Source organism: Chitinophagaceae bacterium C216, assembly GCA_028485475.2.
GTDB lineage: Bacteria > Bacteroidota > Bacteroidia > Chitinophagales > Chitinophagaceae > Niabella > Niabella composti.
This window is the reverse complement of record CP144143.1, coordinates 3,184,739-3,200,946: the sequence shown is the minus strand read 5'-3', so window position 1 is coordinate 3,200,946 and position 16,208 is coordinate 3,184,739. Positions and strand designations below refer to the sequence as shown.

Sequence of the window (16,208 nt, the reverse complement as noted above, 5' to 3'; positions counted from 1 at the left end):
ATTCGAGATACAATCATAGAACCTTGTATGGATTAAATTTTTGTGATAACGCCACAACCTACGCGAGGTCCAGAATTACCAGTTGGTTGTGTAGTATAGTCGTCTGTGCCACCGTGCACGATAATGGCCTTGCCAATGATGTCATTGTCACCGCCGGATACGCTCCATTTATCGGTAGTTACTGATTTGGTACCATGTCCATTGGCGTCTAGTTGAATATTACCAATATCACCTAAGTGATAAGAGGCCGAACCCCATTCGCCATGGTTTTCATTAGTGGGGTTCCAGTGACCATGGGAATTATCTCCTTTATTGCCACAGTCGCCGTGTTCATGAAAATGTACAGCAACGTTGCTGTCGGCTCTATCTTTATAATCAATTACTACATCTAGGCGGATTTGGTTATTTTCTAATTGATAGAAATTGGCTGTTCCCACAGGTTGCGTAGAATCAGCAGTAGACATCAGGTTGGCTGTAGCTACCAAGGTACCCTCTGCTGCGGGAAGGTTGGCATCGGCTTCAGTAGTTACGGCTTCTTCTCCATGTGTGGTTTCGGCGTCTGAGTTGGCGCTATTTCCACAAGAGATAAGAACCATTGTAGCAAACAATCCGCAAACCAACAACTGAACTTTTTTCATATTCGTATAATTTTTGAGGTTTAGAAATAAAAGTAGCACAAAAGATAATTTAACAATTACAAAAATTATCCTGAATTTCGAATGACTATTTTTATATAACAAACATCGAACCACAAATTAATGGATAAAATAACGAATCCCTGGACTATTTTAAAAGAAAAACCTATCTATGATAATCCTTGGATTACACTGACGGAATATGACGTGATTAATCCGGGAGGAGGAAAGGGTATTTATGGAAAGGTGCATTTTAAAAACACAGCCATTGGAATTATCGCGCTTGACGAGGAGATGCACATCTATTTAGTAGGGCAATATCGGTTTGCATTAGATGCCTATAGCTGGGAAATTCCTGAGGGCGGCTGCCCTAAGGGTGAGAGTTATTTAGATGCCGCTAAGAGGGAATTGCTGGAAGAAGCCGGGCTCACGGCCCGTTCCTGGCGGGAGATCATGCAGGTGCATTTGTCGAACTCCATTTGTGATGAAAAAGGAATAATTTTCCTTGCGACAGACTTACAGCAGGGCGTGGCGGCACCCGAAGAAACAGAAGATATCCGTATTAAACGAGTACCATTTGCAGAGGCTGTAGCAATGATTAATGACGGTACTATTACAGACTCTATTTCTATTGTAGCGATACAAAAATTACAATTGATGATGCTTGCCAAAGAGCTGTAAACACTAATATTTAATGCTCAATGAAAAAACACCAATTGTCGGAGCAGCTATCTTCGGACCCCCGTCTCAAAATGGTTCGTCAGGTAACCAAACTTATGGATGAACAGTTTGCTATCGGCAGATTCCGTTTCGGGCTGGATCCGATTCTGGGTTTAATTCCGGTTGTAGGAGATGTGGGGGCATATGTGATTTCTGCAACATTGGTCATTACCATGATACGCCACGGCGCCTCAGGTAGGGTAGCCGCAAAAATGTTGTGGAATATTACTCTGGATGCGTTGGTTGGAGCCATCCCTTTAGTAGGGGCTGTTTTTGACTTCGCCTATAAAGCCAATACCCGAAATTTGAAATTATTAACAGAACATTATACTGAAGGTAAGCATCAAGGAAGTGCTAAGCCGGTGGTATTATCTATCATTTTAACGATGCTACTGATTCTTGCCCTCCTAATATATCTTTCCATAAAAGCATTATTGTGGATGGATAGCAAACTTTCACCCCTTATTTTAAAATAACGGGCTAGAGGCTTTATTTTGCTATGGCTCGGTAAAAAGTCTCTACTTTTTGTTTTCTTTGTTCTGTGAAAAAATTTAGAGGTCAATATCGGCCTAAAAAAAACTCGTTGATTGCGGGTTTAGAGGCAATTAAGGATGCATTGCACAGTGGCAAGGCGCTGGACAGAATTTATCTGGATAATCAGCTACGAGGTAGTGAACAGGCTGCCATAAAAAAGCTGGCTGCTCAATTTGGTGTTCCGGTAAACTACGTTCCTGCTCAAAAACTCCAGAGCTTTAATGTAGGAAATCACGGCGGATGCATTGCTCAGATAGCGCGTGTGCAATATCAAAATCTTCAGGACATTATTTCCTTTGTCGTGGAAAAAGGTGAGGTGCCTTTATTGCTGATCTTAGACGGCATTACGGATATACGAAATATCGGCGGTATTGCCCGTACAGCGTGGTGCTGCGGCGTACATGCCATTATTATTCCAGACAGGGGAGTAGGGGCATTGAATGATGATGCCATTCTTACTTCAGCAGGGGCCTTGGAAGAGATACCGGTATGTCGTGTCAACAGCTTGATGAAGGCTGTAGATGAGCTGCATATGAATGGTATTAAGGTGTTTGCCAGCGAAATGACAGCTTCCAAATGTATTTATGATTGTGATTTTACCGTTCCCGCTGCTATAGTAATGGGTAGTGAAGAAAAAGGTGTTTATCCGGCATTATTAAAGGTGTGCGATGAGAATATCAGCATTCCCATGAAGAACAATTTTGAGAGTTTGAATGTTTCTGTTGCGACGGGAATGATTTTATACGAAGTAATGAAGCAAAGAGATCTGTAATTATCTAATTCGCAAAAAGCATAACGGTTTTCCCTATGGATTTTATGACGCCCATACAAATTCCGAAACTGCCGGAGCCCATCAGTTATGGTCAGAAGCTACTCCTGATTGGTTCCTGTTTTACGGAACATATAGGGAATGCTCTGGCAGAACATAAGTTTGATGTACTGCAAAATCCTCACGGGATACTGTTTGAACCTTTCAGTGTGCATCATAGTCTGATAGCTTATATTGAAAACAAAAAATATAAGGAGGAGGATTTGTTCTTCCTTAATGAGCTTTGGAACTCCTGGCATCATCATTCCCGGTTTTCGGATATGAATAAAGAGGTAGTACTACAGGAGGTCAATAATAGTGTGGAGCAAGCGCATGAATTTCTTAAAAATGCCGACTGGGTAATTATTACTTTGGGGTCAGCATTTTCGTATGTACTTACGGAAGAAAATCCCGAAAAAGCAAAAGTGGGGCTTCATGTCGCTAACTGTCATCGGGCACCGGGGCAATGGTTCTTTAAAAAGCTGTTAGGAATAGATGAAATCATTGCTGCAATGGACAATGCATATCATCGCCTTAGGGCATTTAATCCTAAAGCAAAAATCATCTTCACAGTTAGTCCCGTACGACATTTAAGAGATGGGGTAATTGCCAATAACCGCAGTAAAGCTAGGCTACTTGAAGCCGTGCATCATATGGTAGATAAATTTCCCGATATCTATTATTTTCCCGCTTATGAGTTAGTGATTGATGTATTGCGTGATTATCGTTTTTATGATATAGATATGGCACATCCCAACTATCCGGCTACAGAATTTGTATTGGAAAAGTTTACAACTTCATGTATTGATGAAGCATCGCTGCAGATAATGAAGGAGGTAAAGCAAATTACCATTGCACGCAAGCACCGGCCCATGCACCCTCACACAAATGCTCATAAGCAATTTTTAAAAGTACACTATGAGAGAGCCCAAGCGCTTGCGGCAAAATATACTTTCCTCAACTTGCAGGATGAAATTCAGTATTTCTCAGATGCACTTTAAGTAGTAGTGATTCTATAGATGGTTTTAGTATAGTATTCTTCTCCCGGTCTTAGAATCGTATTGGGGAATCCTTCAACTCTTATGGCGTTGGGGTGTTTCTGTGTTTCAAAACAAAAACCTGAGAAGGGTTTGTATAGAGTGCCGTTTTTGCCTTTTATCTCCGGAGAGCCGCAGGCATTATATAGGTGCACCAATGGCTCTGTAGTAAATACTTGCAATTTTGTTCCATTAAATTCGGCTTCGGCAGCTACATGCTCGATACCTACCTGATCTAGTGGAAAGCTTATATCGATTCCTTTCTCCGCATTTTCAATTTTGCCTGTTTCATTGAATGAGGTGAAATCGTTGCGGGTGCCCTTTACAGGCAATACCTTTCCGGTAGTGCAGTAGTTTTTATCCTGCTCTAGATAGTTACTGGCGTTTATTCTCAAACGATGTGTATGAATATCGCCTTCGCCATTGTTCAGGTTAAAATAACTGTGGTGTGTAAGATTTACTGCTGTAGGCTTTGTAGTGGTAGCTTTATATTCGTAGCTAAGTTCGTCGCTATCGTTTAGTTTAAAGATAATCTGGGTGGTGAGCTCGCCCGGAAACCCTTCTTCGCCATCGGGGCTGATGTATTGCAATACAAGTGTGTCATCAGCAGTAGGAATGCGTTCCCATACTTTTTTATCAAAACCCTCAACTCCACCGTGCAACTGAAATTCTGGATTATGGCTGTTTAGCTGATAGGTAACACCGTCAATTGTGATAGACGATTTGTCAATTCTATTGCCATAACGTCCTATTGCAGCCCCGAAATAAGGATATTGTTTCAGGTATTCCTCACTCCAATATTGGGAGGGTTCGTCAAATCCTAATACAATATCATTGTAAGTGTTATCAGATTTCTTTATTTTTATCGCCATTATAATGGCGCCATAGTTTGTGATTTTTACGATTGTGTCGTTACTGTTACGTAGTGTATAAACAAATATGTCCTTGCCATTGGGGTGTTTGCCGTGTTGTTGTTCAGTTATTTCCACCATAATAAAATTTTTATAAAAATATTGAATTGATATGAGTATTGATCGTTTAAAAACCGAATTTGAAAAGAAATTTAATCAACCTGCAAAATATATATTTTTTTGTCCCGGTCGTGTAAATCTGATAGGCGAACATATCGATTATAATGGAGGGTTGGTGATGCCATGTGCCATTACTATGGGGACTACATTACTCGTAGCTAAGAATAATGATAATGTATTTCGCTTCAGAGCACTTGACTTTCCTGAAATAACAGATGTTCCTTTACAAAGTGCTTATAGCAAAACAGGTCCGGAATGGTTCAATTATCCACTGGGCGTGATTCACGAATTCACTAAAGTCGGCATAGAACTTACTGGGCTTGATTTCTTATTTAGCGGTAACTTGCCTATTGGTTCAGGGCTTTCTTCATCTGCATCGATAGAAGTACTCACGGCTCATGCATTGAACGAATTATTCGGTGCCGGAATGAGTAAGGTGGATTTGGCTTTGCTCGGTAAGCGTGTGGAAAATGATTTTATGGGACTGAATAGTGGTATTATGGATCAATTTGCAGTAGCTATGGGTAAAGATGCGCATGCGGTGCTACTAAATTGCGATACATTGGAGTACGAATATTTGCCCTTTGATATCGGCGATTATGTACTAGCCATTATCAATACCAATAAGCCTCGCAAACTGGTAGAATCAAAGTATAATGAACGTTTTAATGAGTGTCGTACGGCTCTAAAAAAACTCCAGGAAAAGCTTAATATAAATCATCTGTGTGAAGTGTCATTGGATACCTTTCATCAGCATAAGGGGTTAATCAACGACCCCGTGATTGAAAAGCGGGCGCTGCATGTAATCTCAGAAGATGATAGAGTAAAAAAAGCCAAGCAGGCTTTGATTTCGGGAGATATTAAAACTTTCGGTGAACTGATGTATGCTTCGCACGACTCTTTACAAAATTTATACGAAGTATCCGGTAAGGAGCTGGATACCATAGTTACGTTCAGTAAAAACTATGCTGATTGTATTGGAGCGCGTATGACTGGAGCCGGCTTTGGTGGTTGTGCCATAGCATTGGTGAAGAAAGATAGTTTTAATGATTTTAGTGAAAAGATTACTGCTTATTACGAAGAAAAAATAGGGTATAAACCGGGTGTATTCTCCTCTGTGGTAGCAGAAGGGGTAAGAACCCTAGAGGCATAAAAATCTTTTTATGTACCGAGGGTGGGCGTTATTGCTGTTATATCATTTCTGCTATTAATTTACCTACTACGGGAGCTAGAGCAACGCCCATGCCTCCCAGCCTGATGGCACAAAATTTTCGATCGTTTATTTTTTCTACTATCGGAAATTTTTCCGGTCCCATTCCCATTATACCAGCCCAACGATGTGTAATGGTGGGGTTGCTATTAGGGAGAATGACGTTGTTCAGAAAACGTTCCAAGGCTTGCTGAATGGGAAAGGTGGTTATAGCATCGAGCGTATACTCGGTTTCGAAAGAAGTATTGCGCGCACCACCTAATAATATACGATTATCCAAATTCCTAAAATAATAATACCCTTCGTCAAAGTGAAACACCCCCTTAAATGGTAAATCGGGTATGGGTTCGGTTATCAATACTTGCCCACGTGCAGGTACAATTGGTGCATCCGGTAAAAGTACTTTTGAGAAGGCATTAGTGCAAATGATGATCTGCTGGGCAGTCAGTATGCGCTTATCTGCTGTATGTAAGGTGATGTGATCGGATTTTTCGACAAGACTTTTTAATTCTGTTCCAAATAGTATCTGTACCTTCAATGAGATGACTTTCTCAAGCAAGGCGGTCATTAGTTTGCCAGGATGTAATGCGCCTTCAAACCTATTTTCGATAATATGGTTGGTATGCGCAAAACCAAATTGTTCGATTAAATCATCTTTAAGTACAAAGGTTTCGGTAGCGGATGTAATGCCGTATAGAAGCTTATTGATTTCTCCTAACTGCTCCAGTGGCGTATCGGTATAAAGAAGTTCATAACCTCCGTAATTATAATAATCTATAGCAGTATCATTAAAGTATTGGCGAATTTGTTGTAGCCCTTCGTACCGCCAGTTCAGCAACTGCATCGTTTTGGATACGCCCATTGTAGCAATATCTGAGAGTATCTCCGTAAGACTTCCAAAACAGGCAAATCCTGCATTGCGCATAGAGGCCCCATCGGGGGTGGAACCGCGTTCAATAATGGCTATTTTCTTCGATGGATATTTTTGTTTGATGTGAAATGCTGTCCACAATCCCGTAAAACCAGCGCCGATGATGATGATATCCTGCGGCGCATAAAATGTTTCCGCTTCCCAGATGCTTATTTGTTGCAAATGATGTTTATTTTTATGAAGGTAAATTTATTATATAAAACTTATAATCTCAATATTCGAAGTTATTGTTATGGCTTACTGGTTGTTAAAATCTGAACCCTATAAATACAGCTGGGATCAGCTGGTTAAGGATAAACGTACTGTGTGGGATGGTGTACGCAATTATGCCGCACGTCTTAACTTAAAAGCTATGAAAAAAGGGGACTTAGCTTTTTTTTATCATAGCAATGAAGGGACCGCAATTGTAGGAATTGTTAAAATTGTAAAAGAGGCTTATCAAGATCCCACTACGGATGATGAGCGCTGGGTGGCAGTGGATGTGGCTCCCGTGAAAGCGCTGAAAAAGCCTGTAACGCTAGCGCAGATTAAGGCTGAGAAAAAACTTCAGGATATGGATCTAGTGCGCCTGGGACGGCTCTCCACACAAAAGGTAAAGCCTGAAGAGTGGGAGCTGATTTTAAAAATGGCAGGTGAAGATTGATTGTAATAAGTACTTTTGGAAAAAAGGTTGGTGAGTGTGTATATGTATACAGCTTGTCAACCTTTTATCCTTATATATACGACTAATATTATTGTATTAATTATCCGTTTTGTATTAAAGTATGAAGAAAAAGCTGGTTGTATTGAGTGGTGCGGGCATTAGTGCCGAGAGTGGTTTGCAAACTTTCAGAGACAGTAATGGTTTGTGGGAGGGATATGATGTTACGGAAGTAGCATCGCCGGAGGGGTGGAAAAAGAACCCAGCATTGGTGCTTGAGTTCTACAATATGCGGCGCAGACAGGCATTAAAAGCTCAGCCGAATGCAGCTCATATTGGTCTTGCTGATTTAGAAAAAGATTTTAACGTACATATTATTACACAGAATATAGATGATTTGCATGAGCGTGGTGGCTCAACCCATGTTATTCATCTGCATGGAGAGATTTTTAAGATGAGAAGCGAAAAATCTCTTACGCCTACATATGAGATTAAAGGTGATATCAAGCTGGGTGACTTAGCTCCGGATGGAGGTCAGCTGAGGCCGGATATCGTATGGTTTGGAGAAGCGGTTCCTATGATTGAAAAGGCTGCTCAAATAACCATGGGGGCTGATATATTCGTAGTAATAGGTACCTCTTTAGTTGTATATCCTGCAGCTGGACTTATAGATTTAGTTCCACCCAGTAAACCCATATTTGTAATAGATAAGCATATTCCTTCCGTGAGGAATAGAGGTAATATCACAGCTATTGAAAAACCTGCAACAGAAGGCATTAAAGGATTGATGGAAATTCTGAAAGGAATGCGTTAAGAAAAGTGCACCTCTATACATTATTATTGTGCAATAATATTTTTGTCGTTACCAAAAGTTGGCCTGTATGGCGCATGGTATGCTCGGCAGCATGGGTACATAGTCCCATAACGGTAGATGGCAGGGCTGCTCTGCCGACGGTTCTGCGCTCTGTAAAATGATCTTGAAACTGTTTCAGGCGGTTTATGGTTAAGTCAATTTGTTTATTAAGAATATTGGTTAGTTCTTTCCCGGTCTTTGATTGTGGTACAGTTTCGTTTTGCAGGTATTCAAATTGAGCGGCTGTTAGACTTTTCCCTTCAGCATAAGTAATTAAACGGTCTAGTACACCAGTTATATGCAATAAATGAAATCCTACGGAAGCACAACCCGCAGGACGCTCCCACAGCAAATGATCGGGAAAATCTTGCATAAGGGCTTCGATCTCTTCCCGGGCTTGTAGTAAGGCATCTACCACAGGTTGTAGCAGCGGATGAATTCCTGCTGTAGATTGTCCGCGCAACCAAACTTCTCTTTGTTGTACCAATGTTGTAAATTTATTACTAAGTTAATATAATTCCGTCCTAAATGTTTGTAGCACAAAATTTGCTGTTGTCATTTTAAAGGTTTGCCATGGAAAAATTTATTGTAGCGCTGGATTTGCAGGAAGACAGCTCTAGGGTTTTACTTAAAGCGGTTGAAATTGCACAACGCTATAATGCCGAGTTGCATATGGTACATGTAGTACCCCCCATCGGTAGTTATATAGGTACAGCGCTCTTTGATCCTATGAGTGGTATGGATAGCTCAATGCTCCCTAATGGTATAGAAATGATGGAGTCGCAGCAGAAAGCTGCAGAGGAGAGCATGGAAATGTTAGCCAAATCCATGCCCTTACAACCACAGGCTATTAAAGTTTTTTTGGGTGAAACTGAAGATGAAATATTGAACTATGCTCAAGAAATACAGGCCGCTTTAATTATATTGGGCACACATCAACATAGTGGATTATTTAGATTGTTTAGTCGGGAAACCGCGGTCAAAATGTTACATGAAACTCAAATCCCAATACTTGTAATCCCTATCGGTGCTAATAGTAATAAAGATTAAAGCTTTCTATGTTAAAATAGACGCTTATTTTCTTTTCTTAACTTCCAATAATTCTATTTCAAATATCAGTGTGCTACCTCCGGGAATAGTAGGGGGTGCTCCGCGTAAGCCATAAGCCAATTCATGAGGAATATAAAAACGATACTTTGAGCCCACAGACATTAACTGTAAGCCTTCAGACCATCCTGCAATTATACCACCTCCTAACGGAATGGTTAAAGGAGTTCCTCGTTCGTAAGAATTATCAAACTCCGTACTATCTATCAGCATACCGATATAATTACATACTACAGTGTCAGTGATGGCAGGTTTATCACCACTGCCTTCTTTTAGTATTTCATATTGTAATCCGCTTTCTGTAACCTTTACATTAGGGTTGCTTTTGTTTTTCTCCAAAAAAGCCTGGTTCTTCTCTAGAAAAGCAGAGGTTGCTTTTTCCTCCTCTATTTTCGAGAACTCCATCAAAATGCTGCGACTGTCATCCACTGAGAACAGTGGGGTTTTGTTATCGAATGTAGCTTTGATGGCGCTTAAAAAAGCTTCTTTATTGAGTTCCTTGAAATCTTGTGTTAAGGATTGCGCAATAGTTAATCCAATCGCATAGCTTGCTGAGTCTGCTAGGTTCATTAATGCAAGCTGTTGATTTGGCTGAGCTGATGTATTAGTAGGTTTTTTTGTTGCGCTTTGAGATTGAGATCTTGTATTTTGAGCAGTTGCTCCCAGAACGATTGAAATGAGTAATACGGTGAATAATGTTTGTTTCATAAATAAATAATTATACATGATATTCTTTCGGGAAAAGTACAAAAATAGCAGTATGCTACGGTATGATCCTATCAAAATTGTTATAATTATAAAACACAGGAAAGTTTTTGATACTTTTCACATATTGATTTATTCTTAAAATGGTGTAGGTTTGAGGTAGTACGCATTTTAAATAAACAAAAATATGCAGCAATATATATTGCCAGTGCAAATACGATGGTCTGATCTAGATGCGAATGCACACCTACGCCATAGTGTTTACTACGATTGGGGAAGTTATTGCCGGATAGCGTTCTTAAATGAACAGGGGCTTTCGACTACCAATATGCATGAATTACACATCGGTCCTATATTGTTCAGAGAAGAAGCTATATTCAAGAAGGAGATAAGGCAAGAAGATAAGGTTACTATAGATTTGAAGCTTGTAAAAGCCCGAAAAGATTACAGTCGGTTCTCTATTCGTCACACAATAATGAAAAATAACGATACGGTAGCTGCAGTTATTACTGTAGAGGGTGCGTGGATGGATACGGTGAAGCGTAAGCTGTGTACCCCACCTGCTATTGTAGCAACCACATACAATGCCATGCCTAAGTCCGAGGACTTTGAATGGATTTAAATTTATATAAATGCTACGTCTTAAGTTTTTGTTGATTTTGTTGTATAGTTGCGGTTTGCAATGGTGTATAGGCCAAACGGTAAAGGTGATGAGTTATAATATCCATCATGGTGCCGATAGAGAAGAGACCGACCGTTTGCATGAAATGGGTAGTTTTATTAAAAACTCAGGGGCCGACATTATTGCATTGCAGGAAGTGGATAGCGTGTGCACTCGTACGAAGGGTGTTGATCAAATGAAAATACTGGCTGCGATAACAGGGATGCATTATGCATTTGTGCGTCATTACGCCTATCAGGGGGGCGCTTATGGGATGGGTATTTTATCTCGCTATCCTATCCTTAACATACGCAACAAACGTCTAACGTTATTGAAGGGGACAAAGTCTTCATCCACCGCCATGATTGTAGCAGATATTGTTATCTCTAAGAGTAAAAAAGTAATTATGGCTTCGGCACATTTTGCCTTGGACGATAGCAGCAGATGGGTGCAAGCACAAGAGGTGGTTGATTACCTGCGTCAGGAGAAGATGCCGGTTATATTTGTAGGAGATCTGAATGCTAAGCCTGAAGCGCCTGAAATTAATTATCTTAAAAAGTATTTTGTGGATACTGATACAGGTAATGTATTTACATTCCCCGCTCCCCGTGCGGAAAGAAAGATTGATTATATATTCGTGAAGAAGTCTAATCTTAAAAGAGTAAAAAATTATCGGGTTTTCATAAATGATCTATCCGATCATCTGCCGGTGATGGCTGATATTTCGCTAAAATAAGAACGATTGCCATATCATTATTACATTAGATAGTTAAGGTTTTTGTATCTTTTAATATTTTTGTGCAATTGTGCTACAAAACAACAATATGTTAGATAAAATAAAACCCATAGATAAAAAATCAATGGCTGAGTATGTGGAACTCAGCTTGCAAAAATATTTTAAGGATAATAATTTTAAAAAAGGAGATCCTTTACCCACTGAAATTGAATTGGCAAATGCTTTAGGTGTAAGCCGGAACGTAGTACGGGAGGCTATCAGTAAGTTTAAAATGATGGGACTTATAGAGAGTAAGAAAAAAGTGGGTATGATCGTTTCTAGTCCTGATATTACAGGAACAATAGAAAAAATGTTATATCCATCCATCATGGATGATGATACCCTGCAAGATTTATTTGAACTACGATTAGTGTTGGAGATGGGAATTGCCGAGCTTTTATTTGCAAATATTACTCCTAAGGATATAGAGGAGCTCGAAGAAATAGTGGGAAAAGAAGAAAAGGCTAAACATAAGTCAGAAGGGGCCTTTCGAATTAATAAAGAGATTGCTTTTCATGGAAAGCTGTATGATATTAGTGGCAATGAAACTTTGCATCGTTTTCAGCTATTATTACTTCCGGTATTTGAATATGTAATTAAGCTAGAGGGCAAAAAATATAAATCAGGGAGTGTTACGCATAGAGATTTGGTTGAGATTATAAAAAAAGGCGATAGTAATGAGTTCAGGAAGGGAATGTACGAGCATTTGAAGCCGCATTTCGAAAGGATGGGTCAGAAATTTTCTAAATAAAATAAGTATAGAAATTCTTTAAAAAATTTGGAGAGTAAATTATTTTGTCTACATTTGTTATGTAGTACATAACTACAAATAAATTTATCGCTTGCTTATATGATAAGATTGATCAGGACGATTTCACTGTTAGGTGCTGTGTTTTTGGGGATAGCCGGACAGGCGCAGGTGTTTCGTGTGTATCAGAAGCACTATGTGGTACCGGTGGTAAAAGAAAATACACATACGATTGTTACCCGACTGTGTGTTAATAGGGCAGAAGCTTATCCTCATGCTTATATGAAAACTATTCGGATTGATTTGACCGGAACGACTGATTTAAGTGATATCGTCGGAATAAAAATCTGGGGTACAACCGATAGTAACTTTTTATCCCAGAAGAACCTCTCGAGCGCATCGATTTTTGGGCAATTCATATTAGAAACAGGAAATAATAATATTATTAATATATCCGGGCAATACCGTTTATCGAAGAAGTATGAGTATCTATGGTTGGGGGTTCAGCTTAAGCATACTGCTGAAGTGGGGAATGAGATTCATTTGGCTGTTCAAAGCGTGAATATAGATGGTCAATGGTTTAAAATAAATGAGGGAAAAGTTCCAGCACGCCGTGTAGCTACAGCCGTGCGGTCTGCAGGTCAGGATAATGTTCATACTTCCCGAATTCCAGGAATAGCTAAAGCTCCGAATGGTGATTTGCTGGCCATTTATGACGCGCGTTATGCCTCTGCTCGAGATTTGCAAGGGGATATTGATATCGGTTTAAGCCGAAGTACAGATAAAGGGAATTCTTGGTCGCCCGTGCAGCCTATAATGGATATGGGAATGTGGGGAGGGTTGCCTGAGAAATTTAATGGAGTATCAGATCCTTGTATTTTGGTAGATAAAAACAGCAATACTGTTTTTGTGGCAGGATTGTGGATGCATGGTGTTTTAGATAACAACGGTCTATGGATTGAAGGACTTACCGATACTAGCACAGTATGGAACCATCAATGGCGCAATAGGGGGTCGCAGCCTGGTTTGGACGTGAAGCAAACTTCACAATTTTTATTAGTGAAGAGTACAGATAACGGAAAAACGTGGTCGCAACCAATTAATTTAACTGCAATGTGTAAAAAAGAAGAATGGTGGTTGTGGGCCCCGGCGCCAGGGAATGGAATTGTGCTTAAAGACGGAACACTTGTATTTCCAACACAGGGGAGGGATACTACGGGGAAGGCTTTTTCAAACATTACTTATAGTAAGGATGGAGGAAAAACCTGGAAAACCAGTAAGCCTGCCTCTGCCTCATCTACTACTGAATGTGCTGTAGTGGAACTGTCAGATGGAGCATTGATGTTGAACATGCGTACTAATGCTAATAAGGGTGTTACTGGTCCTGATAACGGTCGTACCGTTGCAGTTACAAGAGATCTTGGTGAAACCTGGCAAGTACACCCTACTTCCCGCAATGCTTTGCCTGAACCTGTTTGTATGGCGAGTATTTGCCGACACGATTATAAATCTTTGGACGGGAAGAATAGATCTGTGCTACTTTTTGTAAACCCCAATTCCAAAACGCATCGGAATAATATTACGCTAAAACTAAGCTTTGATGATGGACTTACCTGGCCGACAGATAAGTATGTATTGTTGGATGAGTTGAATGGTAGAGGTTATTCGTGTATCACGTCGGTTGATGATGAAACTATTGGAATATTATATGAAAGCAGCCAGGCAGATCTGGTGTTTGAAAAGATTTCTTTAACTGAATTAATAAAATGAGGTTTTATGCATAGGAGAAAAACGGAAGGGCTGCTCGCGGCTACGTTTAGTACTTTTGATGAAAACAACGAGTTGAAACTGGAGTTGATTCCGATTGTAGTAGAAAGACTAATTGCAGATGGCGTAAAGGGGGTATTTGTTGGCGGTACTAATGGTGAAGGATTAAGTATGAGTACCGAAGAGCGCATGGCGGTAACTGAAGCGTACGTTAAAGCTTCTAATGGACGAATTCAGGTATTTGCTCATGTGGGACATAGTTCTATTAAAGAAGCACAAAAACTTGCAGCACATGCTCAGCAAGTAGGTGTAGATGCAATATCAGCCGTTGCTGCATTTTATTTTAAGCCTTCTTCAGCTGCTAATCTGGCGGACTGCATGGCTCAGATCGCAATGGCTGCACCAGAACTTCCTTTTTACTACTATCACATGCCGGCTATAACCGGGGTGTCTGTATCTGTAATCTCCTTCTTACAACATGCAGCTCCTATTATTCCCAATTTGGCTGGAGTAAAGTATACAGCTAATACTTTGCACGAGTACCAAGACTGCTTGCGTTTTGAAGAAGGTAAATATGATATTTTATTTGGCTACGACGAGTTGTTATTGCCTGCTTTGGTAATGGGAGCCAGAGGAGCTATTGGTAGTACTTACAGTTTTGCGGCTCCCATGTACCATAAGGTGATGCAGCTATTTAACGAAGGAAAACTTGCCGAAGCTGCTTCAGCTCAGTACGACTGTAATGAAATGATTCGGGCTTTGGCTAAGTATCCTTCTATACCTACTCAAAAGGAGATAATTAGATTGGACGGACTAGATCTAGGAGGATGTAGATATCCGCTCAGAAGATTGAATGAAGTACAGGTTGCGGAACTGAAGCAGTATCTGGATGCGATAAACTTTTTTAAAAAACTGGAACTCGCCCGCAAGGAGTATGCTTGCCAAAGCTCAGTTGATGTATGAAAGGAATTATTTTATTCACACTTAGTATTATAGTATCGATGTTGGTTATTGCTCAGGAGAAGTATAAGAAATTCCATGTTTGGGAATCTTTTACAAATATTCCAGATTCAGTAGGATTTGCAGGTGCCTTTGCCGGAGTTATTAATGGCAGATTGGTTGTGGCTGGAGGATCCAATTTTCCTAATGGCGGGGCTCCGTGGCGAGGTTCGGCAAAAGTATGGTACGACGATATCTATGTGTTAGATTCTCCTATGGGAGAGTGGAAACATATGGCCAAGTTACCTAAGAAGCTTGGATATGGTGTATCTATTTCTTTACCATGGGGCATGCTATTGATCGGCGGTAGTGATGAAGACGGACATTATGCAGATGTGTATCAACTGCAGTATAGTGATGGCAAAATTATTATAGACACATTGCCGTCACTGCCCATTCCATTGGCTAATAGTTGTGGAGCGCTGGTAGGAAGTAAAGTGTATGTAGCAGGAGGACAGCAACAACCTTCAGATTTGGAGACACTGCGAACTTTATTCTGTCTGGATTTAAATGATATGACTCATGGCTGGCGAAGACTGGCTGATATTCCAGGCCCATCTCGGATGTTGGCTGTGGCGGCTTCGGATGAGGAGTGTTTTTATGTTTTCAGCGGCGCACAGCTTATTAATGGCAAACGAAAATATCTTACAGATGCATATCGACTTAAAGCAGATAAATGGGAACGAATTGAGGATTTGCCGGTTGCTACAGTAGCAGCTCCTACGCCAGCTTATGCAACGAGTGAGGGTATATATGTATTTGGAGGAGATGATGGAACGCTGGCCAATAGTGATTTGCGGGAGCGACATCCCGGCTTTTCAAAGAATATTATTCGTTATGATAAAGCAAATAACGAATGGAGAAAGGCTGGTGAGATTAAAGTGCAAATACATCAGGATGCCATTTTACAGCCTAACAATAGCATATGGGCTCCGGTAACGACTACTGCAGTATTATGGGAAGAGCGATATGTTTTGCCAGGGGGTGAAGTAAGACCAGCTACGCGTACTCCTAGAGTAATTGCAGTGAAATTGGACTAAGCATATA

The 16,208-nt window shown here is 40.3% G+C and carries 19 protein-coding genes; 14 read left to right on the top strand and 5 right to left on the bottom strand.

Annotated features, from left to right (window positions below; genetic code table 11):
• Positions 1-32: 32 nt before the first annotated feature.
• Entirely contained in the window at positions 33-638 is a 606-nt protein-coding gene (locus PIECOFPK_RS13715; protein WP_330973703.1) for a superoxide dismutase family protein, read from the bottom strand.
• Positions 639-758: 120 nt separating this feature from the next.
• Here PIECOFPK_RS13715 and PIECOFPK_RS13710 point away from each other — a divergent pair, with 120 nt between their 5' ends.
• The 4 genes from PIECOFPK_RS13710 to PIECOFPK_RS13695 all read left to right on the top strand — a co-directional run bounded on the left by PIECOFPK_RS13710 (position 759) and on the right by PIECOFPK_RS13695 (position 3,698).
• Entirely contained in the window at positions 759-1,316 is a 558-nt protein-coding gene (locus tag PIECOFPK_RS13710) for an NUDIX hydrolase (protein ID WP_330973704.1), read from the top strand.
• A gap of 20 nt (positions 1,317-1,336) precedes the next feature.
• Positions 1,337-1,831 carry a DUF4112 domain-containing protein gene (locus PIECOFPK_RS13705; RefSeq protein WP_330973705.1) on the top strand — a complete coding sequence of 165 codons (495 nt, stop codon included), beginning with the start codon at positions 1,337-1,339 and terminating at the stop codon, positions 1,829-1,831.
• Positions 1,832-1,938: 107 nt separating this feature from the next.
• The gene (rlmB, locus tag PIECOFPK_RS13700) at positions 1,939-2,661 is read left to right on the top strand and encodes a 23S rRNA (guanosine(2251)-2'-O)-methyltransferase RlmB (RefSeq protein ID WP_330973706.1); all 723 of its coding nucleotides are present in this window, start codon (positions 1,939-1,941) and stop codon (positions 2,659-2,661) included.
• Positions 2,662-2,705: 44 nt separating this feature from the next.
• Positions 2,706-3,698 carry a GSCFA domain-containing protein gene (locus PIECOFPK_RS13695; RefSeq protein WP_409966156.1) on the top strand — a complete coding sequence of 331 codons (993 nt, stop codon included), beginning with the start codon at positions 2,706-2,708 and terminating at the stop codon, positions 3,696-3,698.
• On the opposite strand, the gene PIECOFPK_RS13690 is transcribed toward PIECOFPK_RS13695, so the two are convergent.
• Entirely contained in the window at positions 3,695-4,726 is a 1,032-nt protein-coding gene (locus PIECOFPK_RS13690) for an aldose epimerase family protein (protein WP_330973708.1), read from the bottom strand. The genes PIECOFPK_RS13695 and PIECOFPK_RS13690 overlap by 4 nt on opposite strands.
• 31 nt (positions 4,727-4,757) lie before the next feature.
• Here PIECOFPK_RS13690 and PIECOFPK_RS13685 point away from each other — a divergent pair, with 31 nt between their 5' ends.
• Positions 4,758-5,918, top strand: coding sequence for a galactokinase (locus tag PIECOFPK_RS13685; protein WP_330973709.1), 1,161 nt, complete (start codon positions 4,758-4,760; stop codon positions 5,916-5,918).
• Positions 5,919-5,955: 37 nt separating this feature from the next.
• On the opposite strand, the gene PIECOFPK_RS13680 is transcribed toward PIECOFPK_RS13685, so the two are convergent.
• Positions 5,956-7,068 (bottom strand): NAD(P)/FAD-dependent oxidoreductase, encoded by a 1,113-nt coding sequence (locus PIECOFPK_RS13680; protein ID WP_330973710.1) that lies wholly within the window; start codon positions 7,066-7,068, stop codon positions 5,956-5,958.
• A gap of 70 nt (positions 7,069-7,138) precedes the next feature.
• On the opposite strand from PIECOFPK_RS13680, the gene PIECOFPK_RS13675 reads away from it, so the two are divergent.
• Positions 7,139-7,549, top strand: a complete 411-nt coding sequence (locus PIECOFPK_RS13675) for an EVE domain-containing protein (RefSeq protein ID WP_330973711.1) — start codon at positions 7,139-7,141, stop codon at positions 7,547-7,549.
• 121 nt (positions 7,550-7,670) lie between these two features.
• Positions 7,671-8,360 carry an SIR2 family NAD-dependent protein deacylase gene (locus PIECOFPK_RS13670; RefSeq protein ID WP_409966155.1) on the top strand — a complete coding sequence of 230 codons (690 nt, stop codon included), beginning with the start codon at positions 7,671-7,673 and terminating at the stop codon, positions 8,358-8,360.
• 13 nt (positions 8,361-8,373) lie between these two features.
• On the opposite strand, the gene PIECOFPK_RS13665 is transcribed toward PIECOFPK_RS13670, so the two are convergent.
• The gene (locus PIECOFPK_RS13665) at positions 8,374-8,886 is read right to left on the bottom strand and encodes a DinB family protein (protein WP_330973713.1); all 513 of its coding nucleotides are present in this window, start codon (positions 8,884-8,886) and stop codon (positions 8,374-8,376) included.
• Positions 8,887-8,972: 86 nt separating this feature from the next.
• Between PIECOFPK_RS13665 and PIECOFPK_RS13660 the strand changes: the two genes are divergently transcribed.
• Entirely contained in the window at positions 8,973-9,449 is a 477-nt protein-coding gene (locus tag PIECOFPK_RS13660; protein WP_330973714.1) for a universal stress protein, read from the top strand.
• A gap of 24 nt (positions 9,450-9,473) precedes the next feature.
• On the opposite strand, the gene PIECOFPK_RS13655 is transcribed toward PIECOFPK_RS13660, so the two are convergent.
• Entirely contained in the window at positions 9,474-10,214 is a 741-nt protein-coding gene (locus PIECOFPK_RS13655; protein ID WP_330973715.1) for an FKBP-type peptidyl-prolyl cis-trans isomerase, read from the bottom strand.
• 184 nt (positions 10,215-10,398) lie between these two features.
• Between PIECOFPK_RS13655 and PIECOFPK_RS13650 the strand changes: the two genes are divergently transcribed.
• From PIECOFPK_RS13650 to PIECOFPK_RS13625, 6 genes are all read left to right on the top strand, one after another.
• Positions 10,399-10,833 carry an acyl-CoA thioesterase gene (locus PIECOFPK_RS13650; protein WP_330973716.1) on the top strand — a complete coding sequence of 145 codons (435 nt, stop codon included), beginning with the start codon at positions 10,399-10,401 and terminating at the stop codon, positions 10,831-10,833.
• Between the two features lie 10 nt (positions 10,834-10,843).
• Positions 10,844-11,608: an endonuclease/exonuclease/phosphatase family protein gene (locus PIECOFPK_RS13645; protein WP_330973717.1), complete on the top strand. Its 765-nt coding sequence runs from the start codon at positions 10,844-10,846 to the stop codon at positions 11,606-11,608.
• A gap of 88 nt (positions 11,609-11,696) precedes the next feature.
• Positions 11,697-12,398 carry a FadR/GntR family transcriptional regulator gene (locus tag PIECOFPK_RS13640; protein ID WP_409966154.1) on the top strand — a complete coding sequence of 234 codons (702 nt, stop codon included), beginning with the start codon at positions 11,697-11,699 and terminating at the stop codon, positions 12,396-12,398.
• Positions 12,399-12,497: 99 nt separating this feature from the next.
• Positions 12,498-14,165, top strand: a complete 1,668-nt coding sequence (locus PIECOFPK_RS13635; protein WP_409966153.1) for an exo-alpha-sialidase — start codon at positions 12,498-12,500, stop codon at positions 14,163-14,165.
• Positions 14,166-14,171: 6 nt separating this feature from the next.
• On the top strand, positions 14,172-15,125 hold the full coding sequence (locus PIECOFPK_RS13630) for a dihydrodipicolinate synthase family protein (RefSeq protein WP_409966152.1): 954 nt from the start codon (positions 14,172-14,174) through the stop codon (positions 15,123-15,125).
• Positions 15,122-16,201: a galactose oxidase gene (locus PIECOFPK_RS13625; RefSeq protein WP_409966151.1), complete on the top strand. Its 1,080-nt coding sequence runs from the start codon at positions 15,122-15,124 to the stop codon at positions 16,199-16,201. The genes PIECOFPK_RS13630 and PIECOFPK_RS13625 overlap by 4 nt, the downstream gene beginning before the upstream one ends.
• Positions 16,202-16,208 lie beyond the last annotated feature (7 nt).

Bases quoted from the DNA above. Each gene is read 5' to 3' on its own strand.
- PIECOFPK_RS13715 (WP_330973703.1), bottom strand. From the start codon at position 638: ATGAAAAAAGTTCAGTTGTTGGTTTGCGGATTGTTTGCTACAATGGTT.
- PIECOFPK_RS13710 (WP_330973704.1), top strand. From the start codon at position 759: ATGGATAAAATAACGAATCCCTGGACTATTTTAAAAGAAAAACCTATC.
- PIECOFPK_RS13705 (WP_330973705.1), top strand. From the start codon at position 1,337: ATGAAAAAACACCAATTGTCGGAGCAGCTATCTTCGGACCCCCGTCTC.
- PIECOFPK_RS13695 (WP_409966156.1), top strand. From the start codon at position 2,706: ATGACGCCCATACAAATTCCGAAACTGCCGGAGCCCATCAGTTATGGT.
- PIECOFPK_RS13690 (WP_330973708.1), bottom strand. From the start codon at position 4,726: ATGGTGGAAATAACTGAACAACAACACGGCAAACACCCCAATGGCAAG.
- PIECOFPK_RS13685 (WP_330973709.1), top strand. From the start codon at position 4,758: ATGAGTATTGATCGTTTAAAAACCGAATTTGAAAAGAAATTTAATCAA.
- PIECOFPK_RS13675 (WP_330973711.1), top strand. From the start codon at position 7,139: ATGGCTTACTGGTTGTTAAAATCTGAACCCTATAAATACAGCTGGGAT.
- PIECOFPK_RS13670 (WP_409966155.1), top strand. From the start codon at position 7,671: ATGAAGAAAAAGCTGGTTGTATTGAGTGGTGCGGGCATTAGTGCCGAG.
- PIECOFPK_RS13660 (WP_330973714.1), top strand. From the start codon at position 8,973: ATGGAAAAATTTATTGTAGCGCTGGATTTGCAGGAAGACAGCTCTAGG.
- PIECOFPK_RS13655 (WP_330973715.1), bottom strand. From the start codon at position 10,214: ATGAAACAAACATTATTCACCGTATTACTCATTTCAATCGTTCTGGGA.
- PIECOFPK_RS13650 (WP_330973716.1), top strand. From the start codon at position 10,399: ATGCAGCAATATATATTGCCAGTGCAAATACGATGGTCTGATCTAGAT.
- PIECOFPK_RS13645 (WP_330973717.1), top strand. From the start codon at position 10,844: ATGCTACGTCTTAAGTTTTTGTTGATTTTGTTGTATAGTTGCGGTTTG.
- PIECOFPK_RS13640 (WP_409966154.1), top strand. From the start codon at position 11,697: ATGTTAGATAAAATAAAACCCATAGATAAAAAATCAATGGCTGAGTAT.
- PIECOFPK_RS13635 (WP_409966153.1), top strand. From the start codon at position 12,498: ATGATAAGATTGATCAGGACGATTTCACTGTTAGGTGCTGTGTTTTTG.
- PIECOFPK_RS13630 (WP_409966152.1), top strand. From the start codon at position 14,172: ATGCATAGGAGAAAAACGGAAGGGCTGCTCGCGGCTACGTTTAGTACT.
- PIECOFPK_RS13625 (WP_409966151.1), top strand. From the start codon at position 15,122: ATGAAAGGAATTATTTTATTCACACTTAGTATTATAGTATCGATGTTG.